We start from the raw sequence: 23761 nt of genomic DNA, 5'->3' as shown, positions 1-23761 counted from the left end.
TTTCGATAAAACCGGACGAGGTACGCGACAGACCCGGTCCCAGGCACTACAATGGCGGGCCTGAAATCCGACAAAACTGACCGTTACGGGAAGCCAATTTGAAGTCTCTGCCCCTGCATCAGCTGTATAAAGCCTGCGTCCTCAAAGACCTGCCATTCAAGACCACAAGGCAACTTGAGCCCCTGGCCGAAATCGTGGGCCAGAACCGTGCCCAGGAGGCCGTGCGCTTCGCCCTGGCCATGCCCCATGGCGGCTACAACGTCTATGCCGTGGGTCGGAATGGGCTGGGCAAGCGAACCATGATGCTGCGTTACCTTGAGCATCATGTGGACACGCTGCAGCAAAGCCATGACTGGTGTTATGTCGCCAACTTCGAGGAACCGCGTAATCCCAAGCTGTTGCAGCTGCCGGGAGGTATGGGTACCCAGCTGAAGCAGGACATGGAAAAGCTGATGACCCGGCTGGTGAAGACGATCCCCCAGACTTTCGACAGCGACAGTTTTCTGGAACGCTCGGAGCAGTTGAAGAATGATTACGGCAAGAGGCAGGAAGATGAGCTGGCCAAAGTGGCCGCCCAGGCCAAACGGAAAAAGGTAAGCCTGACGGTAACCACCCCCGGTGGCTATCGCCTGGTTGCCATGAATGGCGACGAGCCGCACACCGCGGAAAGCTTCCAGGCTCTGACCGAGGAGCAGCGGGACAAGTTTGAAGACTCGATCAACAAGCTCGAGAAGAAGCTGCGCCAGGCGTTGCGGAAGATGGCGGACTGGGAACAGGAATATGCCGACAAACAGCAGGCTCTAAACCAGGAGACCCTGGAGGGTATTTCCGGCCATCAGATTGACGAGCTGGTAGAGAAATATCGTGAACAGCCCGATGTGGTTACTTACCTGGAGGCCGTTCGCAAAGACCTGGTGGATAACCTGGATATCTTCCTGGAAGACGACGAGGAGCAGGCTGCCATTGCCTGGGCCGCACTGGACAAGAGAATGCCCCGGCGCTACCTCATCAATGTGCTGGTGCATCAGAAAACCAATGAAGTACCGGTGGTGGTGGAAGATAATCCCACCTATCACAATCTGTTCGGCTATGTGGAAAACGTGACCTACAAGGGCACGGTCTTTACCGACTTCTCTCTGATTCGGGCCGGAAGCCTGCACAGGGCCAACGGTGGCTATCTGCTGATGGACGCCATCAAGGTGCTGGAGCAGCCGTTCGTATGGGATGGTCTGAAGCGCGCATTGCGATCAAAATCGATCCAGATCAACTCCCTGGAGCGGGAGCTGACCCTGTCCGGCACCATTTCCATCGAGCCGGAGGCGGTTCCCCTGAACGTCAAGATTGTGTTGTTCGGCGATCGAGAAACCTGGATGCTGCTGCAGGAATACGATTCCGAGTTTGCCGAGCTGTTCCGGGTAACGGCGGATTTCGAAAACGAGATGTACCGCACCGAAGAGAGCCAGTTGCTGTACGCCAAGTTCATCTCCAGCCTTGTGGTCGAGAAGAAGCTGTTGCATTGCACCAACAAGGCGGTGGCTCGCATTATCGAGCATAGTGCCCGCATGGCCGACCATCAGGACAGGCTGTCGTTGCATGCTGCCGACATCGCTAACCTGTTGCGAGAGTCGGATTTCTGGGCCCGCCAGGCTGGCGCCAAGCTGATTTCCGAGGTACATGTGGAACGTGCGCTGGAGAGCGCCCGTTACCGCAGCAGTCGCATCCGTGATCAGTTCTATGATTCCATCCGGGACGGTTCCACTCTGGTGACCACCACGGGCACCTGCGTAGGTCAGGTTAACGCGCTTTCGGTATTGTCCACCGGTGGCTTCGAGTTTGGTTTGTCCAATCGCGTGACCGCAAGCTGCTACTATGGAGATGGCGGAGTCATGGACATTGAGCGCGATGTGAAGCTGGGCGGCAATATCCATTCCAAGGGCGTGATGATTCTGAGTTCCTGGCTGGCCTCTCATTTTGCCGTGAACGATCCCATGCACCTGTCTGCCAGCCTGACCTTTGAGCAAAACTATGGCGAGGTGGATGGCGACAGTGCCTCATTGGCGGAACTCTGTGCGCTGATTTCGGCCTTGTCCGGCATTCCGGTGCGGCAGGATCTGGCCATTACCGGCTCTGTTAATCAGTTTGGCGAGGTGCAGCCGATTGGTGGTGTGAACGAAAAAGTGGAAGGCTTCTATGCCACCTGTGAGCTTAAAGGTGGTCTGACCGGCAGCCAGGGTGTCATCATTCCAACCACCAATGTCCAGAACCTGATGTTGGACAGCGAAGTGGTGCAGGCGGCCCGGGCAGGGCGGTTTGCCGTGTACCCGGTTGCCCGGGTGGAAGAGGCGATTACACTGTTACTGGGCAAGCCGGCGGGCAAAGCCGATGAGAAAGGCAGGTACCCCAAGCAGAGTGTTTTTGGCATTATTCAGCAACGGCTCGAAAAAATGCGAGAGCATGAGCGGCAGGAGCACGCCCGGGACGATCATAAAGATCCGTCCATTCACTGACCGGCACCATAATAAAACGGACAGGAGAGTACAGATCCATGACTGAGATCCAGCAAACTGTGTACGTGGTAGAGGACGATGAAGCCGTTCGTGATTCACTGGAGTTGTTGCTGAAATCCGATAGCAAGCCGGTGAAAACCTATGAAAGCGCCAATGCCTTTCTGAAGGACTATTCCGACAAGATGGCAGGCTGCATCGTGCTGGATATCCGTATGCCCGGGATGGATGGCATGGAGCTTCAGAAGAAGCTTAACGACAAGCATTCGATCCTGCCCATCATCTTTGTGACCGGCCATGGCGATGTGCCGATGGCGGTGGACGCCATGAAAGAGGGTGCCGTGGATTTCATCCAGAAGCCCTACCGTGAAGAGGCTCTGCTGGAGAAGATCGAGGCGGCCCTGGAGCAGGATCAGGAACAGCGTAAATCCCTGGACGAAAAACAGGAAATCATCCGCCGGGTGAAGAGCCTGACGCCCCGCGAGCGGGAAATCATGGACCGCATGATTGCCGGCCAGGCCAACAAGGTCATCGCCATTGAGCTGGAAATCAGCCAGCGTACCGTGGAGATTCACCGTTCCCGCGTAATGCACAAAATGGGCACCCATTCCCTGGCCCATCTGGTACGTATGGTCCTGTCCGTAAAGGACCTTATCGACTAGGACGGCCGGCACCGTCATCATGTCCGAACGTTTTTAACCGGCCGTATTTCTATGACTGAAACTGTCAGTGAGAACTCCGAGGTGACGGTTCTGTTGGTGGACGACAACCCGCAGAACCTGAAGGTCCTCTACGAGACCCTGAAAGACAAAGGCTACCGTTTGCTGATCGCCAACGAAGGCGAGAAAGCACTGGACCTTGCCCACCGACACCACCCTGAAGTCATCCTTCTGGATATCATGATGCCGGAAATGGACGGCTATGAGGTCTGCGAGCGCCTGAAAGCCGACCCGCAAACGGCCGACTGCGCGGTGGTGTTTCTGTCGGCACTGGATGATCTGCAGGCCAAGGTAAAAGGTTTTTCTCTTGGCGGCGCGGATTACATTTCCAAGCCGTTTCAGTCCCAGGAAGTGATTGCGCGGGTGAAAACCCATGCCCAGGTGATTCGCCTTGAGCGTGAATTGCAGGCCCGGAACCGCGAACTCCAGGGTGATCAGGCCCGGATTCTCAATTCCATCAGCGAGGGCATCTACGGCCTCGACGAGAATGGCATCATTGAATTCGCCAATCCCGCTGCGGGCATGATCATGGGCTGCCCGGTTGAAGACCTGATCGGCAAGAGCTTTTTTGATCTGCATTTTTCGACCGCGTCAGATTCGGAAGACAACCTGCCGGTAATGGCTACCTGCCGGCAAGGCGTGGCCGAGAACCAGCGAGATATCCGTATGCTACGGGCCGACGGTTCCGGTTTCCCCGCGGAGTATCGCTCAACGCCAAAGCTGGATGACGAAGAACTCCACGGCGCGGTGGTGGTGTTCCGGGATATCACCACCGAGCTGGAAAACGAGCAGGCACTGGAGGATGCCCGGGCCATGGTTCAGGAGCAGCGGGATCAGCTGGCCCACACCTCCCGTTTGAGCACCATGGGCGAGATGGCGGCGGGATTTGCCCATGAAGTCAATCAGCCACTGACGGCAATCACCAATTACGCCCGAGTGGCCAAGCGTATGATGGGCAAGGAGCAACCCGACCTGGGTTTGCTGCAGGAAACCCTGGACAAGGTCGAGGCTCAGTCCCATCGCGCCAGCGAAATCATCCGCCGGATCCGGCGATTCATGAAAAAGCCCGCCACCGGTAAGGAAATACTCTCGGTTCCCGGTTTGCTGGAGGATACCCGCCAGTTTGCCGAAGTCGACATGCGCAACAACGAAGGTGGCATCGAGGTGCAGGTAGAGGATTCGCTGCCGGATGTGCTGGCGGACCCCATACAGGTGCAGCAGGTCGCCCTGAACCTGATACGCAATGCCCTGGAAGCCACCCGCAGTGCCGGCGCGGCAACGCCGGTTGAAGTGAGTGCCCGCCGTTGTGGCGACCACTGTGTCCGGGTTCAGGTGCGGGACCATGGCATCGGAGTCGCCGAAGAAGCCGAAGAGAAGCTGTTTCATCCGTTTCATACCACCAAAGACGAGGGTATGGGTATCGGATTGGCCACCTGCCGCTCCCTGATTCAGGCTCAGGGCGGCGAAATCGGATACGAGCGACCGGAAGATGGCGGCGCTTGTTTCTGGTTCACCCTGCCTGTTTCCGGAGCAGAAGTAGAGGTCTGCGCTCCGGAGGAATAAGCGCTACAGCCAGTCGATGCGCCCGGTCAGGTGCGGGGCATCGCCTTTCGCATTCAGTAACTGGAAATCCCAGCCATCTTTTCCTGTCTGCCAGTTCAGCATCGCGTTTCCCGGCAGTAGCAGGGGTTTCTTGAACTGGCAACTGGCCCGCACCGGGCCATCCTTCCAGCCCTTCTGGTTCTCCAGCAGCGCCAGTGCCCGTGCTTTGCTCCACATGCCATGGGCAATGGCCCGTGGAAAACCGAAGGCTCTGGCGCTCAGGGCGTGCATGTGGATTGGGTTTCGATCCCCCGAGACTTTGGCGTATTGCCGGCCCAGGTTTTCCGGGGCCTTGATCGCTTCGGAGAATGGGTAGGTTTCCAGCTCCGGTTTCGGTTTGGTGCTGGTTTTACCGGGGCCGTTGGTTATCCGGAACAGGTTGGTACTGACTTCCTCCCAGATCAGGCGTCCTGAGGCTCTCGCTTCCGTAACCAGGTCAAACTCCAGGCCCCGGTCGGTGCGTTTCTGGTTATCGAGGATAACCTTGAGGTCCAGATTTTCGCCTGCGGCCAGAGGGCGATGCTGGGTGATGCTGTTTCTCAGGTGGACCAACCCCAGCAACGGCAGCGGGAATGCGGGTTCGGTGAGCAGTTTAAGGTGCAGGGGGAACGCCAGGATATGCGGCCAGGTCACTGGCACGCGGGTTCCCGGCTGAAAACTGCAGACTTTCATATAATCGCGGAGCGCGGGAGAGTCCGTTGTAACGCCCAGAAGACTGGCCTCCAGCCTCGGAATCTGCACCGCTTGGGGGTGGTTCTTTCCGGATTTCGGCAGCAGTGCCTTACCGTACAGAGGCAAGAGGGCAGGGGGCGTGTGGTGATAAACCAGTGGCGCGGACATCGTAGCGTTCTCCTTGGTCGGCCCCGGGGCCGGCATCCATGTGCATGTCTTGATGGCAATGTGATTTTATATTGGGCGTTGCCAATTTCTGGTACAACTGTGCGTATGTGGCCTGATATGCTCTAATGTACGACGAAAGTCTGGCAAACCCGGCCAGATCTGGCATTGACCTGGCGTGCTCCGGGCCCTGTCCGGCGGGTCAAAGTAGTAACCAATAAATAAAAAAGCGGGATACTATGCAGGAACTACGTGATGCAGGCGTGATGCTGCGCCTGATATACGAGGCGATGAAGCGAAGAGGTATTGATACCGACGCCATCTTCAGCCGCCTTGGCGTTAACGAGCAGTACGTATACACGGATCAGCTAAGGACTCCCCACAGCGCCCAGCTCTATTTCTGGCAGGCGGTGGAGGATGTATCCGGTGACCCCGACGTTGGTTTGCACCTTGGGCCATTGCTCCCCGCCTACAAGGGGCAGGTACTGGAATACCTGTTTCTGAGTAGTCCGACGTTTGGCGAGGGGTTGCGCCGCGCCCAGAATTATCAGCGCTTGCTCAGCGATGCCGCCAACACGGATTTTTTCGTGGCTGGCGATGAAGCCTGCATGGTTCTGGATACCGCCTCAGACGATGTTCGCCGTCTGAAACACTTCAATGAGTGTTTTGTTCAAGGCCTGATTACCTTTTTCAAATCCATTACCGACGGCAATTTCTACCCATCCCGGATTGAGTTCGAGCATGATCGGGAGCAGGGTCAGGACCATGTTCGTGAGGTGTTGGGTTGTGACGTGGTGTTCGGTGCTGAGGAGAACCGGCTTTATTTCCCCGCCGAATTGCTGTCCCATGCATCGCCTCATGCGGAACCCGAACTGTTGGCCCTGCATGAACGATTCGCCAGTGAGCAGGTGGCCCGGCTCGAGAAGAAGGACATTGTTGGCCAGGTGGAGCGCATCATCGCGGAATTGCTCGATAGCGGCGAAGTCACGCTTGATGCCGTGGCTGAGCGTTTGGGGATCAAGCCTCGGACCCTGCGAACCCGGCTGACCGAAGCCGAAACCAGTTTTAATCAGGTATTGGCGGATTTCCGCTACCGTCTTGCACGGCAGCTACTGGCCACCACCGATGAATCCATTGATGAAATTGTCTACCTGACCGGCTTTTCAGAACCCAGTACGTTTTATCGGGCGTTCAAACGCTGGTCTGGCATGACACCGATTGAATACCGCAAGACCGCCCAAGGCAAGGATGCAATGGTTGATGCCATGTAAGTGGCGATTCAGGCAAATCTGAAAAAAGTTTGGGAAAATCGTTGACATAAACGAGGGCCTCTTTATAATGCGCCCTCGTTGTCACAGAGCAGTCGCAAGACAGCTCAGGCAGCTACGCGGAGCGGTAGTTCAGTTGGTTAGAATACCGGCCTGTCACGCCGGGGGTCGCGGGTTCGAGTCCCGTCCGCTCCGCCATTTTCACCTCCCCTTAAGTCTTCTCAGTTTTTCCTGATCCTCAGAATCTTTCGATGTTCGCCCGGGCTGATGCCATGCCATCGCTGGTATGCCTTGTGAAATGCCGGAGGGTTGGCAAAGCCGAGCAGCCAGGCAATTTCTGCCAGCGAGCTGTCGGTTTCCTTCAAGTAATCCCAGGCCAGTTGTTGGCGGGTAGTGTCCAGTAATTGCCGGAATCCACTGCCTTCTTCGGCCAGCTGTCGTTGCAGTGTCCAGGGCGTCAGGCCCATTTTTGCGGCCAGAACGTCCACCGACACCTTGCCACCCACCAGTAATGGCGCCATGTGATGGCGAGCGCGATCGGTAATTCTCCACCCTCGCTGGATCCGCTGCAGTTCCTGTTCGCACAGGTTCACCAGTTTCTCATTCATGCCTCTCTGGGCCTGTGCCGGTACCAGTTCCCAGATTGAAGCCTTGATCCGGATATCGTTTGTCGGAGCCCCGAATTCCACAGGGCATCGGAACCAGCTCTCGAACAGGTCGTCCTGGCCAATTGATGGGTACTCAATCCGGACACGCTCCAGTACATCGTAGCGGCCAGTCATGTGTCGAATCAGTTGGGTCCAGGCGGCCAGCACAGAATCCACGACAAAATAGTTGTATTGGTTGTAGGGGCGAATGGAATAGAAGCTCACGGTTTTCATTGCGCGCTGAAAGCTGGGAGCCCCGCGGGAATTATGGCTGGTGAGGAGTGAATATCGCACCAGCAATTCAAGTGCCCCGGCGACTGTCCCGGCGGTTTCGGCGGCGAACCCCGCGATGCCGGCGTCGACCGGGCGTGACAGCGCCCCCATGCGCAGCCCCAGCGCCGGATTCCCCGTGGCTTTGATAGCGGCGTGGCCCAGTCGCATGAATCTGGGGATGCTGATACGGGCATCGACGGCTGCCTGTTCCGGAGCGCTCAGATGGAACCGTGCTTTCAGCTGTTCCGCATCTCCACCTTCGGCAGCAACGGCCCGCAGTAGTACGGACACGTAGAGCAGGCTGATATCGCCCAGAGCATTCCGGGCCGGCGTTCGGGATTTGATCATGGGCCTATTATTGATGTTGTTCAGGGATAATCAAATGTTATTTTTGGATATTGTTGGCGCAGAGCAGGGTCGGTAGTGTTATGCCCATAACAAATGGGCGGATGTCCCGATACCTGATCAGATGAGGAGAATTTCATGACCACTGCTTCCGGCGAGAGCAAATACCCGAATCTTCTGAAGCCTCTTGATCTGGGCTTTACCACGTTACGCAACCGTACCCTGATGGGGTCCATGCACACCGGCCTTGAGGAAGTGAAAAACGGTTTTGAGCGCCTGGCTGCTTTCTACGCTGAGCGCGCCCGTGGCGGCGTTGGTCTTATCGTGACTGGTGGTATAGGCCCGAATACGGAAGGTGCGGTATTCCAGCATGCGGCCAAGATGAATACCGAGGAAGAGTCCGACAAGCACAAGGTCATCACCAAGGCGGTTCACGACGAAGGTGGCAAGATCTGTATGCAGATTCTGCATGCTGGCCGCTACGCCTACTCTCCGGAGCTGGTGGCGCCCTCTGCTATTCAAGCGCCTATCAACCCTTTCAAACCCAGGGAGCTGGACGAAGCTGGTATCCAGAAGCAGATCGACGATTACGTGAATTGCGCCGCTCTCGCGCAGCGGGCCGGCTATGACGGCGTCGAGATCATGGGGTCTGAAGGTTACTTCATCAACCAGTTTATCGTCGCTCACACCAACCACCGCACCGACCAGTGGGGCGGCAGCTACGAGAACCGTATCCGTCTGCCGCTGGAGATTGTGCGCCGGGTGCGTGAGCGGGTGGGTGAGAACTTTATTATTGTCTACCGGTTGTCCATGCTGGACCTGATTGAAGACGGCAGCACCTGGGAAGAAGTGGTTCACCTGGCCAAGGAAATCGAGAAAGCCGGAGCCACCATTATCAACACCGGTATCGGTTGGCACGAAGCCCGTGTTCCGACCATTGCCACTTCGGTGCCCCGGGCTGCATTTACCAAGGTAACAGCGCGCCTGAAGGGCGAGGTCAGCATTCCCCTGGTGACCACCAACCGGATTAACATGCCGGATGTCGCCGAGAAAGTCCTGGCGGACGGCGATGCCGACATGGTCTCCATGGCCCGGCCGTTCCTGGCCGATGCTGAGCTGGTGCTGAAGGCGGAGCAGGATCGTGCCGACGAGATCAATACCTGCATCGGCTGTAACCAGGCTTGCCTGGACCATACCTTCAGCGGCAAGCTGACCTCCTGCCTGGTCAACCCGCGGGCCTGCCATGAAACCGAGCTGGCTTACGTTAAAACGGCGCAGCCCAAGTCCATCGCGGTAGTCGGTGCCGGCCCTGCGGGCCTGGCGTTTGCCACCGTGGCCGCGGAGCGTGGTCACAAGGTGACCCTGTTTGATGCCGGCAGCGAAGTCGGTGGCCAGTTCAACGTGGCCAAGCGTATTCCGGGCAAGGAGGAATTCTACGAAACCCTGCGTTATTTCCGGAAAATGCTCGACAAGACCGGGGTCGAGGTACGTCTGAATACCCGGGTTTCCGCCGAGGAACTCAAAGCGGGTGGTTTCGATGAAGTGGTTCTGGCTACTGGTGTGGAACCCCGTACTCCGGATATCGAGGGCATTGATCGCCCGAACGTTATCGGTTACCTCGACGCCCTGTTGGAGCGCAAGCCGGTGGGCCAGCGAGTGGCGGTGATCGGTGCCGGTGGTATCGGTTTTGATGTGTCCGAGTTTATTGTCCACAAGGGCGATTCTCCCTCGCTGAATACCGAACACTTCATGAAGGAGTGGGGCGTGGACCTGTCGGTAGAGCATCGTGGCGGTATACAGGGCGTTACAGCGGAAGTGCCGGCGCCGGCTCGCGAGGTCTATCTGCTGCAGCGTAAGGCCTCCAAAGTGGGCAAGAACCTGGGCAAGACCACGGGCTGGATTCACAGAACCTCGCTGAAGAATCGCCATGTTCAGATGGTGCCGGGGGTGACTTATCGCAAGATCGACGATGAAGGTCTGCACATCACGGTTACGCCGAAAGGCTCGGAGCAGGGTGAGGACAAGATCCTGCCGGTGGATACCATCATTGTATGTGCTGGTCAGGAGCCGCTTCGCGAGCTGCAGGCCGGTGTTGAGGCAGCGGGCATTCCGGTACACCTGATTGGTGGCGCCGATGTGGCGGCAGAGCTGGATGCCAAGCGGGCCATTAACCAGGGTAGCCGGCTCGCTGCGGAGATTTGATCACAAATCGTTGCAGTTTTTCTCTGTGCTTCGGCACTTGTCTGGCTAGACTATGTCGGAAAGTGTTTGAATTGGAACCAAAGGGCGCTGGCGAGCGTCCGGAACTGAGATTCCCGGGGCACGGAGAAGGTTGATGGTAAATGCCAGCCAGGCCGCTGAAGGTTATTCGGCGGTATTTTTTATGGACGGTAGCCAGGTTGCCCGGCAGATGAGGCTGTCGGAATTTGGCGCTTTCCTGGATGGCTATGTCGGTCTGTCAGACCTGGCCGAAACTGATGTCCGGGCGGTTCTCGTCAATCTCAGCTCCGATCTGAATGTGCGTTCTCTGGTGTTCTTCCGCATCTGGTTTGATGAGGAGGGGCGCGCAGACAGCCACTGGAATGTCCCCATTGAAGCTCTGGCAGAGCAGGGCGCCAAAGGCCCCAACATGGGGGGCGGCCCTATCAGGCTGGTGTGTCGTAGTCAGTGTCCGGATCCGGAGTTTGCCAATGAACTCTGGGACCCGGACATGACCCCCGGCAACAACCATTTTCAGGCCATTCGCAAGGCGGTTGACGCCAATACTCTCCGTTTTCAGAAGATCGAGCCCGAAGAAGAGAATATCCCGGTACTCACGGCCCCGACCCCGCAATCGAATAGTGACGATGGTAGCCGTGACCGCGCGCGTCTGGCTCAGGTCCTCCGCGAGCAACGGCTCAGAATCAAGACGCTCCAGAGCGTCCATCGGGATTCACTGGCTGACCTTCAGCGTGAGCATCGCAATGAAATGCAGGGGCTGCGCAGTGAGCTGGTGGACCTGGAGCAGCGACACGAACGCCTGAAACTGACCAACGAGCAATTGAAAAAACGCCTGTCCCAGCGCAATGAGCAATACCTGAGCATGCAGGAGAAAATGGCGGAGGGCAGTGCCGGGCAAGGCAGGGAAGATGCCAACGCCAATGCCGAGACGGTGTTGTTGCGGGAACAGTTGGAGCGCAAACAGCGGGAGCTGGAATTGCGGGACGACAAAATCGTGGCTCTGGAGCAGGAGAACCATGAACTCCGCCATCGCCAGCCTCCGGAAGATTCCCTGCTGGAGCAGCTGCGCACCCAGGCGGTATTCCTGGTGGCCTATCACCCTGGTGTCGGGCATATTACTTTGCCCTACGAAGACATCGACACTTACTTCGGAAACCCGCTGGCCTATGCCGCAGAGCGCTGTGGTATGAATGAGCCTGCCTATCGGGAATGGCTTGCCCATTACGAACACCCCGTATGCAAACATGTTGATGACGAAGGCAAAGCCTGTGGCGAGCCCATCATGCGCGTGACCCAGCCTGCCGAATTTGAGCCCGGACAGGACGACCGCTGCGACCAGCACAAGGCCTGATCGGTATCTTTTTTCAGAATCTGCCCGAGTTTCGTTAAACTGTTTCCTGTTTCATTCAGAGACCACGGGACACTTCATGGACCAGTTCAGGAATATCGGCATCGTCGGGCGCATGGGCAGCGTCAAGGTGGTGGAGTCTTTACGGCAGCTCAAGCAGTACCTTACCGCCAACAATTACCATGTGATCATCGAGGAAGACACTTCCACCATGATTCCTGGTCATGGTCTGCAGGTGGCCAGCAAGAAGCTCCTGGGTGAGATCTGTGATCTGGTGATCGTGGTCGGGGGTGATGGTAGCCTGCTGGGCGCCGCCAGGGAGTTGGCCAAGTCCAAGATTCCGATTCTTGGCGTGAACCGCGGTCGACTGGGATTTCTGACCGATATCTCGCCGTCAGATCTTGAAGAGCGCCTGGCCCGGGTTCTTGAGGGCGATTACATCGAAGAATCCCGGTTTTTGCTGGATGGCCATGTTGAGCGTAATGGCCAGCCATTGGGGTATGGCTCGGCATTGAACGACGTGGTTCTGCACCCGGGCAAATCCACGCGGATGATTGGCTTTGACCTGTTTATCGACGGTCATTTCGTCTACAGCCAGCGTTCAGATGGTTTGATTGTGGCGACGCCCACCGGCTCCACGGCCTATTCGCTGTCGGCTGGTGGTCCGATCATGCATCCGAAGCTGGATGCGGTGGTGCTGGTGCCCATGTTCCCCCACACCCTGAGCAGTCGGCCGATCGTGGTGGATGGCAAAAGCGAAATCAAACTGGTGATCGGCGAAACCAATGAGACCTATCCACAGGTCAGCTTCGATGGTCAGATGAACATTGCCTGTGCCCCGGGGGATATCATCAGAATCACCAAAAAACCATTCAAGATCCGTCTGATTCATCCCACCGATCACAATTTTTACGCGACCTGCCGGGACAAGCTGGGCTGGGCAAGCGAAATAGCAGCGAGTTGATCATGGCGGCAATCAAGACAACCGCACATCGCGGCTACGACGTTATTGGTGACATCCACGGCTGCGCCCATACCCTGGAGCGATTGCTGGAGCAGATGGGGTATCGGAAGCGGAACGGCATTTACCAGCACCCCAGCCGACAGGCCATTTTTATCGGCGATATTATTGATCGTGGGCCGAGAATCCGGGAAGCGTTGCACCTGGTGCGTGACATGGTGGAGCACGGCTTTGCCCGAATTGTCATGGGCAACCACGAGTACAACGCACTGGGTTACTGCACCCGGGCACGGCCAGGCAGCGGCAAGAAGTTTCTGAGGGAACACAATGCCCGCCACGATCGGCTGATCAAGGAAACCCTTGAGCAGTTTGATGCGTATCCACATGAATGGAACGAATTTCTGGAGTGGTTTTACAGCATTCCGCTGTTCATTGATGAGGAAGGCTTTCGCGTGGTGCATGCCTGCTGGGATCAGACCCTGATTGATCAGTTCCGCCAGAGCCAGGGCGGCGCCTGTATCGACGAAGATTTCCTGCACGCCTCGGCGGCCATCGAATCCTTCGCCGGGCAGGTGATGGATACCCTGTTGCGCGGAACCGACCTGCGCCTGCCGGAAGGGATGTCCATTACGGGCCGGGATGGCTACGTCCGGCAGTTCTTCCGTACCAAGTTCTGGGCAGACGACCCGCAAACCTATGCAGATGTGGTGTTTCAGCCGGATCCGCTGCCGCCGGAGGTGGCCAGCAGGACTTTGCGCGAGGAGGAGCGCAAGCAGCTGATTACCTATCCACTGGACGCGCCGCCGGTGTTTGTCGGGCATTACTGGATGGAGGGTGCCCCCGCTCCGCTCAAGCACAATGTGGCGTGTATTGATTTCAGCGCCGTGAAGTATGGCAAATTGGTGGCCTATCGGTTTGATGGGGAAAAAGTGCTCTCTTCGGACAAATTTGTCTGGGTTGATGTTGACCGGCCGGAGCAGCCCGATTACCCGACCAGCGAAGATAGTGTCGCCCGCTAACACCAGAGAGGTAGTTTTGGATAGTCCGTCGTCTTCCCCGATCACTCCTGGCGGCCGCTGGCAGCCTGCGCCCCGCCATGCTCCTTTTGTCATTGGCGTCATCGTGGTTGCCGTGGTGATGGTATGGCTGACCGGCATGGGGCAGAGCAATTTTGCCGCCGCTATGATGATTGTCGACCCCCGGCCGTTCAGCTGGGATACCTTCAGCACACTGGCCGGGCGCCTGGAAGCGCTCTCTATGACCCTTTCGGGAGGCCAGGTCTGGAGGCTGCTGACGCCGGATTTCCTGCATTTCAGCTGGACCCATATCATCTTCAACTCGGTGATGCTCTGGTTCCTGGGCAGTCAGATCGAATGGATGGACGGCCGGGCACGGCTGGTAGGACTGTTTCTGGCCACCAGTCTGGCGTCCAATCTTCTACAGTATCTGGTGTCCGGCCCGCTGTTCGGCGGGCTCTCGGGGGTGGTGTACGGCATCCTCGGTTATTGCTGGTTGAGCCAGCGAAGACTGCCGCGTTTCCAATTCCCGCCGGCACTCGTGACCTTTGCGCTGGTGTGGATGATCATTGGCTTTACGCCAGTGCCGGAGATGATTGGCGTGGGTCGCATGGCCAATGAGGCACACCTGGGCGGCTTTCTGGCCGGGTTGGCGATGGCGGCGATCATGCCTCCTCGTCGATACCGAGGCTGAAACAAAAAAAAGCCCCACCAAAAGGTGAGGCTGTTAAAAGAGCTTTTAGCTCCTGATGAGAGAGACCAAATGATACGACCGTTGTCATTTGGTGAATTAATGATAATCGTTATCATTTTTAATTGTCAAACGGTCTTGGCATTTTTTTATATGAAGAAACGTTCAGGAGGCGGGAATGACATACGAAGAACTGATTGAGCGGCTGGACCCGACGGTTTACCGCAACCTGAAACGGGCCATTGAGCTTGGTAAATGGCCAGATGGTCGCGCGCTGACCCGTGAGCAGCGCGCTATCAGCCTGGAAGCGGTGATTTATTATGAAGAAAAGCACAACATCCCGGAAGAACAGCGAGTGGGATACCTGGACCGTGGCGAGAAAGCCGGTACCGCTTGCGATCCGTCTGTGCAGTTCCGCAAAGATCGCCAGGGCAACAACGATGTGGACCCCGATCAGTTTGTTGAGGTCAAGGTTTGAGCGAATCCATTGATGTAACCGGTCGGCTTCGTAAGATGCCGGCAGAGGCCGGCGACCCGGTGGCCTATAACCTGGCTATCGGCGACAAACGCATTACCCTGAATGACCTTATTGGTCATAAGGTGCGGCTGAATTTTGATGGCGTGATTCGCTGTATTCATTGCGATCGCACCACCAAAAAGAGTTTCAATCAGGGCTACTGCTATCCGTGTTTCCGAAAGCTGGCCGCCTGCGACAGCTGCATCATGAGCCCGGAAAAATGCCACTATCACCTGGGTACCTGCCGGGAGCCGGAGTGGGGCGAGGCCAACTGCATGGTTGAACATGTCGTGTATCTGGCCAATTCCAGCGGCTTGAAAGTGGGTATAACCCGGGCCACCCAGGTACCGACCCGCTGGATTGATCAAGGGGCGGTAACGGCGATACCGATGCTGCGGGTCGCCAGCCGTTACCTGTCTGGTCTGGTAGAAGTAGCGTGCAAGAACCACGTGGCTGACCGCACCAACTGGCGAGCCATGCTAAAGGGTGATGTGCCGGAGCTGGATCTGGTGCAAGAGCGTGAGCGGCTGTTGGACTTGATCGCAGACGACCTGGCGCAATTGCGGGCGCAGCATGGTGAAGACAGCATACGAATTGTGGACGAAGCCACACTTGGGCTGGGTTATCCGGTTCAGGTATGGCCGGCCAAGGTGAAAACCCATAATCTGGACAAAACGCCGGAAGTGGAGGGCTTGCTGGAAGGTATCAAAGGCCAGTATCTGATGCTCGACACCGGTGTAATCAATATCCGCAAATTTACCGGCTATGAAGTCCGGTTCCGGGTTCTTGACTGAATCCGCCATGTCTTTTCTCTGGAGAGTATGAATGCGAACCAACCAGCCACAAACCATTTACCTGAGTGAATACAAGGTTCCTGCGTATCTGGTTGATCAGGTGGATCTGCGTTTTGAATTATTTGAAGACGGCGCACGTGTGCACAGTACCCTGACTGTGCGCCGCAACCCGGATTCCGCGGAGAGAGCTGCCCCTCTGTTTCTGCACGGTGATAGTCTGCAACTGGAATCGGTTTCCCTGAATGGCTCGCCTCTGGGCACTGGTGAGTTCGAAGACCGTGGCGATGCGCTGGTCGTGCCCTCGGTGCCGGAAGAATTCGAGCTGCAGGTAGTCACCTGGATCGAACCTCAGAACAACACCCGGCTGGAAGGTTTGTACAAGTCCTCCGGTATGTTCTGCACTCAGTGCGAGGCGGAAGGATTTCGCTGCATTACCTTCTATCCGGACCGGCCGGATGTCATGGCGCGCTTCCGTACCCGTATCGAGGCAGACAAAAGCGCCTATCCCGTGCTGCTCTCCAATGGTAATCCGGTGGATAAGGGCGAGCTGGAAAATGGTCGCCATTTTGTCACCTGGGAAGATCCGTTCCCCAAGCCGGCTTACCTCTTTGCCCTGGTAGCCGGAGACCTGGTGGAGAAAAAAGACACCTTCACTACCTGTTCCGGCCGCAACATTGATCTGCGCATGTATGTCGAGCCCCGCAACGCGAAGAAGTGTGATTTCGCGATGGATGCCCTCAAGCGTTCCATGCGCTGGGACGAAGATGTCTACGGGCGGGAGTACGACCTGGATATCTTCATGATCGTGGCGGTGGACGACTTCAACATGGGCGCCATGGAAAACAAAGGGCTGAATATTTTCAACTCTTCCTGTGTGCTGGCCAGTCAGGAGACTGCCACGGACGCCGCCTTCCAGCGTATCGAGGCCATCGTCGCCCACGAATACTTCCATAACTGGTCCGGCAACCGGGTAACCTGCCGCGACTGGTTTCAGCTGAGCCTGAAAGAGGGTTTTACGGTGTTCCGGGATTCCCAGTTCTCTGCCGATATGGGATCGCCGACTGTAAAACGAATAGAGGATGCCACACTGCTGCGCACAGCACAGTTTGCCGAGGATGCCGGTCCTATGGCCCACCCGGTGCGCCCGGCGTCTTACATGGAGATCTCCAACTTCTATACCCTGACCATCTACGAAAAGGGTGCCGAAGTGGTTCGGATGATCCACAACCTCCTTGGTGACGAGATGTTCCGTAAGGGCAGCGATCTGTACTTCCAGCGCCATGACGGGCAGGCGGTCACCACCGATGATTTTGTTCGCGCTATGGAAGACGCCTCCGGGCGGGACCTGGGCCAGTTCCGGCTATGGTATGAGCAAGCCGGCACGCCGGTGGTTTCGGTGTCTGATGAGTACGACGAGTCGAGCGGTATCTATCGGCTTACCGTGCGCCAGAGTATTCCTGGCACGCCAGGCCAGACCGACAAGAAGCCGCAGCATATTCCATTTGCGCTCGGCCTTCTGGGCGCCGACGGGCAGCCTCTGCCCCTGAAGCTGAGTGGTGAGAGTGGCGAAGCGCCTCTGGAGCGGGTGCTGGAGCTGAGCCAGGCGGAACACTGCTTTGAGTTTGAGGGCCTGTCGGAGCGCCCGGTACCTTCTCTGCTGAGAGATTTTTCTGCCCCCGTGCGGGTGCACTACCCCTGGACGCGGGAGCAACTACTGTTCCTGATGAGCCATGATCCGGACGGTTTTAACCGCTGGGACGCAGGTCAGCGCCTGGCCGTGGACGTTATTCAGTCTCTGGTGGGGGCTCCGGAGTCTGCCGGGGTGGAGCCGCGCCTGGTGGATGCTTATCGGTCGTTGCTGCAGGACAGCGAGCTGGATCAGGCTCTGATGGCAAAGATGCTGCAGTTGCCTTCAGAGGCCTATCTCATTGAGCTGGCGGAGCAGGCTGATGTTGCTGCCATTCACCAGGCCCGTGAAAACGTGCTTGGTTATTTGGCTGAAGGCCTGCGGGATGAACTCATGGCCTGTTATCGGGGCAACGCCGGGCAGGGCGATTACCAGCTGACGCCTGAGGCCATTGCCCGCCGCAGTCTCCGTAACACCGCGCTGGGCTGGTTGCTGCATATTGGTGATCAGGAAGCGCTGGCGCTGGCCAAAGAGCAGTTCCGAGGCGCTGATAACATGACTGACCGGCTCGGTGCACTGCGAGCCTTGGTGAATTCTGATTTCGCGGAAGACCGTACCGAGGCCTTGGAGGCGTTCTACCAGCAGTTCAGCGACGACCCGCAAGTGGTGGAGCTGTGGTTCTCGGTTCAGGCCTCAAGTGACCGCGCAGGTCAGCTGCCGCAGATCCGGCAGTTGCTCGACCACCCGGCGTTTGACTGGAAGAACCCGAACAAGGTGCGCTCTGTGGTGGGTGCCTTTGCGGCCCAGAACCTGGCGGCATTCCACAATCCTGACGGCAGCGGGTATGAATTCCTTGCCGAGCAGGTATGCCGACTGGATGACAGCAATCCTCAGATTGCGGCGCGACTGGTGGCACCGCTGACCCGTTGGCGGAAGTTCGCTCCCGGTTATAGCAAACAGATGAAATCGGCACTGGAGCGGATTCGCGATAAAGCCGAGTTGTCCCGAGACGTGTATGAAGTAGTACACAAGAGCCTGGCAGACTAACGCCGGAGCCTGGCCCCGTGACTGATGCCGTGGGGCCCTTTGTCTGGCTGTGATTGTAAAGCCGTCGTCACAGCCGGATACAAAATCGCACTTTCGGTCGATAGACAATGTTGCCGGATCGGCTAATCTGTCAGAAAGTCTGCGATTGCATCAGACGATAACAAAAAGGCCCACAGAGGCTTCCAGACGGATTTAAGGTTGCACAATGAGATACAACAAAAACGTTTTGTTTGGCGGGTTGCTGGCTCTGTCCTTTGCTGCTTCGCCACTTCAGGCGGCAGTGTCTTCATCCGAGGCAGCGCGCCTTGGCCAGGATCTCACCCCGTTCGGTTCACCCAAGGCCGGTAACGATGCCGGCACCATTCCGGCGTGGGATGGCGGCCTGACGGAGCCGCCGGCTGGCTACGAGGGCAGCGGGCAGCACCATATCAATCCATTCCCCGACGACGAAGTGCTGTTTACCATTACAGCCTCCAACATGGATCAGTACAGCGAGTATCTGACCGATGGCGTCCGGGCGATGCTGGAAACCTACCCGACTACCTTCCGCATACCCGTGTATCAGTCCCGGCGCACCCACGCGGTGCCCGAATGGGTGGCTGAAAACACCCGTAAGAACGCGGTGAATGCCGAGATTGTGGGTGAGGCAGAGGGTATTGAGGGTGCCTTTGGTGGCTATCCTTTCCCGATTCTTCACGGCAATGACGAAGAAAAGGCCTGGCAGGTAATCTGGAACCACCTGACCCGTTGGCGCGGTGTGTCTGTCACCCGGCGCTCCAGTGAGGTGGCGGTTCAGACCAACGGCGACTACAGCCTGGTGACCTCTCAGCAGGAAGCGTTCTTCAACTTCTACAACCCTGAGGGTGGTGAAGAAGATCTGGACAACGTGATCTTCTACTATCTCTCGTTCACTCAGTCGCCACCTCGTCTTGCCGGTGGCGCCATTCTGATTCACGAAACCCTGAACCAGATCATCAATCCGCGCAATGGCTGGGGCTATAACGCTGGTCAACGTCGTGTCCGCCGTGCTCCGAACCTGGGCTACGACTCACCGATTGCGGCCTCTGATAACCTGCGTACCGCTGATGACACCGATATCTTCAACGGTGCCATGGATCGCTATAACTGGGATTACGAAGGTGTTCGGGAAATCTACATTCCCTACAACAATTACCGGATCGGTGAGAAGGGTACGCCTTACTCTGAAATTCTGGGTATGTCCCACCTCAATCCTGATCTGACCCGCTGGGAGCTGCACCGCGTGCACGTGGTCGAAGCGACCCTCAAGGATGGTGAGCGTCACATCTATGGTAAGCGTCGCTTCTATGTGGATGAAGACAGCTGGAACACCGTATTGCTCGACCAGTATGACGGTCGCGGCAATCTCTGGCGTGTGACCATGGGTATTCCCAAGAACTACTACGAGTTGCCGGGGGTTTGGACGGTGCTTGATGTGTATCACGATCTCCAGGCCCGTCGATATCACGTGTTGGGTCTGGATACCGAAGAGCCGAATACCCGTGTATTTACCAATGATGTACCAAACACACGTTACTTCTCGCCAGCTTCTTTGCGCAGGCGAAGCGTACGCTGAGGCTTCGGCGCCGGTTTGATCCGGCGCCTGAGGCCACAAGCAGGATGTCGACCGGCGGCCCAGGGGGCTGCCGGTTTGTTTGCGAAGGCTGCTGCCAGTCGTGCAGCAGGCGCATCAGGATTTAACCAACGTAAAGGCAATCTGAATGGCTAAAAGGTTCATGTGCGAGACACTGGGAACTGCCTGCCTTGGCCTCTCTATGGCACTGGCAGCTCCAGCGGCATTTGCACTCGCGGATATTATCGAGACACCGGCGAGGCCAACAGAACTGGCTCCCCAGTCACTACTGACCGACGCAACCCGCGCAGGCGATCGAATCGTGTCAGTGGGTGAGCGTGGGCACGTAATCTATTCCGACGATCAGGGCCAGTCGTGGACGCAGGCCGAAGTGCCGGTGGCGGTCACCTTGACCGCCGTTGATTTTGGCACCGAGCAGCATGGCTGGGTGGTTGGCCACAGCGGTGTTGTGTTGCATTCCAGCGATTCCGGGGAGACCTGGGAGCTGCAGCTCGATGGTATTCAGGCCGCCGAGCTCGTGATTGCCAGCAAGGAAGACCAGATTGCTGAGCTGGAAGAGCGCATTGAACAGGCTCCGGAAGAAGAGAAGGCTGACCTGGAGTGGGCGCTTGACGATCTGTTCTTCGCCCTCGAAAACACCCAGGCAGATATGGAAATCGGGCCGGTTAACCCGTTCCTTGATGTCTGGTTCGAAGACGAGAACCACGGTTTTGTGGTGGGTGCCTATGGCATGATTCTGCGAACCCAGGATGGTGGGCAGACCTGGGAAGACTGGGCGCCGAAACTCGATAACCCAACCAACTTCCACTACAACAGCATTACCGAGGTAGCCGGTGGCGCGCTGGTGGTGGTCGGTGAAGCTGGTCAGATTCACGTATCTGTTGACGGCGGAGAATCTTGGGAGAAGCGGGAAAGCCCATACGATGGCTCCCTCTTTGGCGTCACCGGAACCGGGCGGGTGAACGAGGTGCTGGCGTTCGGCTTGCGGGGCAACACTCTGCTGTCGACCGATCTTGGCCGCAGCTGGACCATGGTGCCCAATGAGGGCGGCGCCACCCTGAATAACGCGGCGGTGGCCGAGGATGGACGCATTACCCTGGTGGGAAATGGCGGCGCAGTGCTGATGAGCACCAACAATGGTGAAAGCTTCCGCCCCTACTTCCGCAATGACCGGGAAGGTGTCATGGGTGTGGTTCCATTGCCGGGAACCAATCTATTGCTGGTCGGCGAAGGCGGTGTTGAGATTACCGACGCTCGCGGCCGGAACCTGAATTAACGCCCTGGTGTGGCATCAACGGATTAATGGATAGAGGGGTTTTTTAATGTCTGACCCGATGCATGACAGGGGTGAACATTACCTGACAACGCCCAAGGCGGAACCGTTCCTTGAGCGTTTACTTTTCAACAACCGGGCGCTGATCCTGATCGCCTTTTTTGTGCTGACGCTGTTTCTTGGCTACAACGCTATCAAGATCCAGCCGGATGCCAGTTTTGAGCGGATGATTCCGCTGGAGCATCCGTACGTCGTCAATATGCTGGATCACCGGGATGACCTGGACAACCTGGGTAACTTCGTCCGGATTGCGGTTGCCGTGGAAGAAGGCGACATCTTTACTGCCGAATACATGGAAACCCTCAAGCAGATCACCGATGAGGTGTTCTATTTGAATGGGGTGGACCGTTCCGGCCTGAAAACCTTGTGGACATCGAACGTTCGCTGGGTAGAGGTTACCGAGCAAGGCTTCCAGGGCGGTACTGTGATTCCGGATGGCTACGATGGCTCCCGGGAGAGTCTGGAGCAGCTGCGCCAGAACGTATTGCGTTCGAACGAGGTGGGTCGTCTGATTTCAGACAACTTCAAATCCACGATTGTGTATGCGCCACTGTATGAGAAAAATCCGGAAACCGGCGAGGCTCTGGATTACGCAGCATTCTCCCGTGAGCTGGAAGAGAAGATCCGGGAGAAGTACGAAGCACAGAATCCGAACGTCAATATTCACATTGTTGGTTTCGCCAAGAAAGTCGGTGACCTGATTGAAGGTATCGGCTCCATTGCCTGGTTTGCCGGCATTACCATTCTGCTGACCACGCTGCTGCTGTTCTGGTATTCCCGCTGCATCGCCGGAACCCTGGTGCCGATCTTTACCTCAATCATTGCCGTGTTCTGGCAGTTGGGGGCCCTGCGGCTGCTGGGCTATGGCCTGGATCCATACTCGGTACTGGTGCCGTTTCTGGTGTTCGCGATCGGTATCAGTCATGGGGTTCAGATCGTTAATGCCATGGCGGTTGAGTCGGCCAAGGGTTTCGATGCCGTCACCTCAGCTCGTCTGGCGTTCCGGGCTCTTTATATTCCGGGCATGCTGGCGTTGATTTCTGACGCTGTCGGCTTCCTCACGCTGGTGTTTATCGAAATCGACGTTATTCGTGATCTGGCTGTGGCGGCCGGTCTGGGTGTGGCGTTCGTCATCATTACCAACCTGGTGCTGCACGTTCTGATCATGTCTTACATCGGCATCTCCAAAGGCGGTGTTCAGCATGTTCAGAATCATGGTGAAAAGCAGGACCGCAAGTGGCGGGTCATGTCCTACTTCTCCCATCCGGGGGTTGCGCCGATTTCCCTGCTGATCGCGGTGATCGGCCTGGGGCTGGGCATGTACTACAAGCAGGACCTGAAAGTGGGTGACCTGGACCAGGGTGCGCCCGAATTGCGCCCGGATTCCCGCTATAACAAGGATAACGCCTACATCATCAACAATTATTCCACCAGTGCAGACGTGCTTGTGGTGATGGTGAAGACCCCGGAAGAACAATGTACCCAGTACAGCGTACTCCGGGCCATGGACAGTCTGCAGTGGGAGCTGCAGAACACTCCGGGTGTGCAGAGCTCCGCCTCCCTGGCTGATGTCTCCAAGCTGGTTACCAAGGCTCTGAACGAGGGTAACTGGAAGTGGTACGAGATTTCCCGCAACCAGACCATCATCAATGCCTCCATTCGTGACGCGCCGGCAGGTTTGATTAATACCAACTGCAGCCTCACGCCGGTTCTGGTGTTCCTGGAAGATCACAAGGCGGAAACTCTGGAAACGGTAGTCGAGCGGGTCGAACAGTTCGCCGATGCCAACAGCAACGAGGAGCATACCTTCCTGCTGGCAGCTGGTAACGCCGGTATCGAAGCGGCGACTAACGAGGTGATCTCGAACGCCAAGGACATGATGCTGCTGCTGGTGTATGGCGTAGTGAGTTTGCTCTGCTTCCTGACCTTCCGCTCCATCAGGGCTGTGGCCTGTATTGTGATTCCGCTGGGCCTGACCTCCATCCTGTGTGAGGCGATCATGGCGGTGTCCGGTATCGGCATCAAGGTGGCCACGCTGCCGGTGATTGCGTTGGGTGTGGGTATCGGTGTGGACTACGGTATCTATATCTACAGCAAACTTGAAAAGTTCCTGCTGGAGGGCAAGACGCTGCAGGAGGCGTACTATGAAACCCTGCGCTCCACCGGTAAGGCGGTTATCTTTACCGGTGTGACTCTGGGTCTTGGTGTTGTGACCTGGATATTCTCTCCGATCAAGTTCCAGGCGGACATGGGCTTCCTGCTGTTCTTCATGTTCCTGTGGAACATGGTAGGGGCAATCTGGCTGCTGCCGGCCCTGGCGAGATTCCTGCTTCGCCCGGACAAGATGCTGGCGAAAGCACGGGCTGCGAAGTCCTGAAAATCGCCCTGAACCAGCAAAAA

General features: G+C 57.1%; 17 protein-coding genes and 1 tRNA gene. 16 read left to right on the top strand and 2 right to left on the bottom strand.

The genetic code is table 11. The features are described from left to right. Positions 1 to 98: 98 nt before the first annotated feature. Genes C7436_RS05505 through C7436_RS05495 form a run of 3 tightly spaced genes read left to right on the top strand, consistent with a single transcriptional unit; the run spans position 99 to position 4786 of the window. Positions 99 to 2507 carry a Lon protease family protein gene (locus C7436_RS05505; protein WP_011785551.1) on the top strand — a complete coding sequence of 803 codons (2409 nt, stop codon included), beginning with the start codon at positions 99 to 101 and terminating at the stop codon, positions 2505 to 2507. 38 nt (positions 2508 to 2545) lie between these two features. Beyond that, positions 2546 to 3166, top strand: a complete 621-nt coding sequence (gene fixJ, locus C7436_RS05500; protein WP_014420970.1) for a response regulator FixJ — start codon at positions 2546 to 2548, stop codon at positions 3164 to 3166. A gap of 51 nt (positions 3167 to 3217) precedes the next feature. Then, positions 3218 to 4786, top strand: coding sequence for an ATP-binding response regulator (locus C7436_RS05495; protein WP_121206956.1), 1569 nt, complete (start codon positions 3218 to 3220; stop codon positions 4784 to 4786). Between the two features lie 3 nt (positions 4787 to 4789). On the opposite strand, the gene C7436_RS05490 is transcribed toward C7436_RS05495, so the two are convergent. Next, on the bottom strand, positions 4790 to 5665 hold the full coding sequence (locus C7436_RS05490; RefSeq protein ID WP_121206955.1) for a MaoC family dehydratase: 876 nt from the start codon (positions 5663 to 5665) through the stop codon (positions 4790 to 4792). Positions 5666 to 5901: 236 nt separating this feature from the next. Between C7436_RS05490 and C7436_RS05485 the strand changes: the two genes are divergently transcribed. Then, on the top strand, positions 5902 to 6933 hold the full coding sequence (locus tag C7436_RS05485; protein WP_121206954.1) for an AraC family transcriptional regulator: 1032 nt from the start codon (positions 5902 to 5904) through the stop codon (positions 6931 to 6933). Positions 6934 to 7051: 118 nt separating this feature from the next. After that, positions 7052 to 7128 (top strand) — tRNA-Asp (locus C7436_RS05480). A 23-nt stretch (positions 7129 to 7151) separates the two neighbouring features. On the opposite strand, the gene C7436_RS05475 is transcribed toward C7436_RS05480, so the two are convergent. Further along, complete coding sequence (locus tag C7436_RS05475) at positions 7152 to 8198, bottom strand: AraC family transcriptional regulator (protein ID WP_121206953.1); 1047 nt, start codon at positions 8196 to 8198, stop codon at positions 7152 to 7154. A 135-nt stretch (positions 8199 to 8333) separates the two neighbouring features. Here C7436_RS05475 and C7436_RS05470 point away from each other — a divergent pair, with 135 nt between their 5' ends. The 11 genes from C7436_RS05470 (at position 8334) to C7436_RS05420 (ending at position 23738) form a co-directional block, all read left to right on the top strand. After that, positions 8334 to 10397: an NADPH-dependent 2,4-dienoyl-CoA reductase gene (locus tag C7436_RS05470; RefSeq protein ID WP_023009319.1), complete on the top strand. Its 2064-nt coding sequence runs from the start codon at positions 8334 to 8336 to the stop codon at positions 10395 to 10397. Positions 10398 to 10530: 133 nt separating this feature from the next. Further along, complete coding sequence (locus C7436_RS05465) at positions 10531 to 11766, top strand: DNA repair protein (RefSeq protein ID WP_121206952.1); 1236 nt, start codon at positions 10531 to 10533, stop codon at positions 11764 to 11766. 76 nt (positions 11767 to 11842) lie between these two features. Beyond that, a complete protein-coding gene (locus C7436_RS05460) occupies positions 11843 to 12727 on the top strand; it encodes an NAD(+) kinase (protein ID WP_011785545.1) in 885 nt (294 codons plus the stop codon). A 2-nt stretch (positions 12728 to 12729) separates the two neighbouring features. Next, positions 12730 to 13743, top strand: coding sequence for a metallophosphoesterase (locus tag C7436_RS05455; protein ID WP_113878887.1), 1014 nt, complete (start codon positions 12730 to 12732; stop codon positions 13741 to 13743). A 16-nt stretch (positions 13744 to 13759) separates the two neighbouring features. Continuing rightward, a complete protein-coding gene (locus C7436_RS05450; RefSeq protein WP_170155414.1) occupies positions 13760 to 14434 on the top strand; it encodes a rhomboid family intramembrane serine protease in 675 nt (224 codons plus the stop codon). A 175-nt stretch (positions 14435 to 14609) separates the two neighbouring features. After that, positions 14610 to 14909: a YeaC family protein gene (locus C7436_RS05445; protein ID WP_121206950.1), complete on the top strand. Its 300-nt coding sequence runs from the start codon at positions 14610 to 14612 to the stop codon at positions 14907 to 14909. Further along, positions 14906 to 15742 carry a DUF2797 domain-containing protein gene (locus C7436_RS05440; protein ID WP_121206949.1) on the top strand — a complete coding sequence of 279 codons (837 nt, stop codon included), beginning with the start codon at positions 14906 to 14908 and terminating at the stop codon, positions 15740 to 15742. The genes C7436_RS05445 and C7436_RS05440 overlap by 4 nt, the downstream gene beginning before the upstream one ends. Before the next feature lie 31 nt (positions 15743 to 15773). Beyond that, a complete protein-coding gene (pepN, locus tag C7436_RS05435; RefSeq protein ID WP_121206948.1) occupies positions 15774 to 18416 on the top strand; it encodes an aminopeptidase N in 2643 nt (880 codons plus the stop codon). Between the two features lie 205 nt (positions 18417 to 18621). After that, positions 18622 to 20010 carry a DUF1329 domain-containing protein gene (locus tag C7436_RS05430; protein WP_121206947.1) on the top strand — a complete coding sequence of 463 codons (1389 nt, stop codon included), beginning with the start codon at positions 18622 to 18624 and terminating at the stop codon, positions 20008 to 20010. 145 nt (positions 20011 to 20155) lie between these two features. Next, positions 20156 to 21304 (top strand): WD40/YVTN/BNR-like repeat-containing protein, encoded by a 1149-nt coding sequence (locus C7436_RS05425; protein WP_023010629.1) that lies wholly within the window; start codon positions 20156 to 20158, stop codon positions 21302 to 21304. Between the two features lie 46 nt (positions 21305 to 21350). Then, positions 21351 to 23738 (top strand): efflux RND transporter permease subunit, encoded by a 2388-nt coding sequence (locus tag C7436_RS05420; protein WP_121206946.1) that lies wholly within the window; start codon positions 21351 to 21353, stop codon positions 23736 to 23738. The last annotated feature ends 23 nt before the right edge of the window (positions 23739 to 23761 follow it).

Origin of the sequence: Marinobacter nauticus, from assembly GCF_003634635.1 — a bacterium.
GTDB classification, from domain to species: domain Bacteria; phylum Pseudomonadota; class Gammaproteobacteria; order Pseudomonadales; family Oleiphilaceae; genus Marinobacter; species Marinobacter nauticus.
The sequence above is the reverse complement of the archived record's forward strand: the minus strand, read 5'-3'. Positions and strand labels throughout refer to the sequence as shown.

What these genes read in the sequence shown, in the direction of transcription:
- fixJ (WP_014420970.1), top strand. Translation starts at nt 2,546, where the DNA reads ATGACTGAGATCCAGCAAACTGTGTACGTGGTAGAGGACGATGAAGCC.
- C7436_RS05495 (WP_121206956.1), top strand. Translation starts at nt 3,218, where the DNA reads ATGACTGAAACTGTCAGTGAGAACTCCGAGGTGACGGTTCTGTTGGTG.
- C7436_RS05490 (WP_121206955.1), bottom strand. Translation starts at nt 5,665, where the DNA reads ATGTCCGCGCCACTGGTTTATCACCACACGCCCCCTGCCCTCTTGCCT.
- C7436_RS05485 (WP_121206954.1), top strand. Translation starts at nt 5,902, where the DNA reads ATGCAGGAACTACGTGATGCAGGCGTGATGCTGCGCCTGATATACGAG.
- C7436_RS05475 (WP_121206953.1), bottom strand. Translation starts at nt 8,198, where the DNA reads ATGATCAAATCCCGAACGCCGGCCCGGAATGCTCTGGGCGATATCAGC.
- C7436_RS05470 (WP_023009319.1), top strand. Translation starts at nt 8,334, where the DNA reads ATGACCACTGCTTCCGGCGAGAGCAAATACCCGAATCTTCTGAAGCCT.
- C7436_RS05465 (WP_121206952.1), top strand. Translation starts at nt 10,531, where the DNA reads ATGGTAAATGCCAGCCAGGCCGCTGAAGGTTATTCGGCGGTATTTTTT.
- C7436_RS05460 (WP_011785545.1), top strand. Translation starts at nt 11,843, where the DNA reads ATGGACCAGTTCAGGAATATCGGCATCGTCGGGCGCATGGGCAGCGTC.
- C7436_RS05455 (WP_113878887.1), top strand. Translation starts at nt 12,730, where the DNA reads ATGGCGGCAATCAAGACAACCGCACATCGCGGCTACGACGTTATTGGT.
- C7436_RS05445 (WP_121206950.1), top strand. Translation starts at nt 14,610, where the DNA reads ATGACATACGAAGAACTGATTGAGCGGCTGGACCCGACGGTTTACCGC.
- pepN (WP_121206948.1), top strand. Translation starts at nt 15,774, where the DNA reads ATGCGAACCAACCAGCCACAAACCATTTACCTGAGTGAATACAAGGTT.
- C7436_RS05430 (WP_121206947.1), top strand. Translation starts at nt 18,622, where the DNA reads ATGAGATACAACAAAAACGTTTTGTTTGGCGGGTTGCTGGCTCTGTCC.
- C7436_RS05425 (WP_023010629.1), top strand. Translation starts at nt 20,156, where the DNA reads ATGGCTAAAAGGTTCATGTGCGAGACACTGGGAACTGCCTGCCTTGGC.
- C7436_RS05420 (WP_121206946.1), top strand. Translation starts at nt 21,351, where the DNA reads ATGTCTGACCCGATGCATGACAGGGGTGAACATTACCTGACAACGCCC.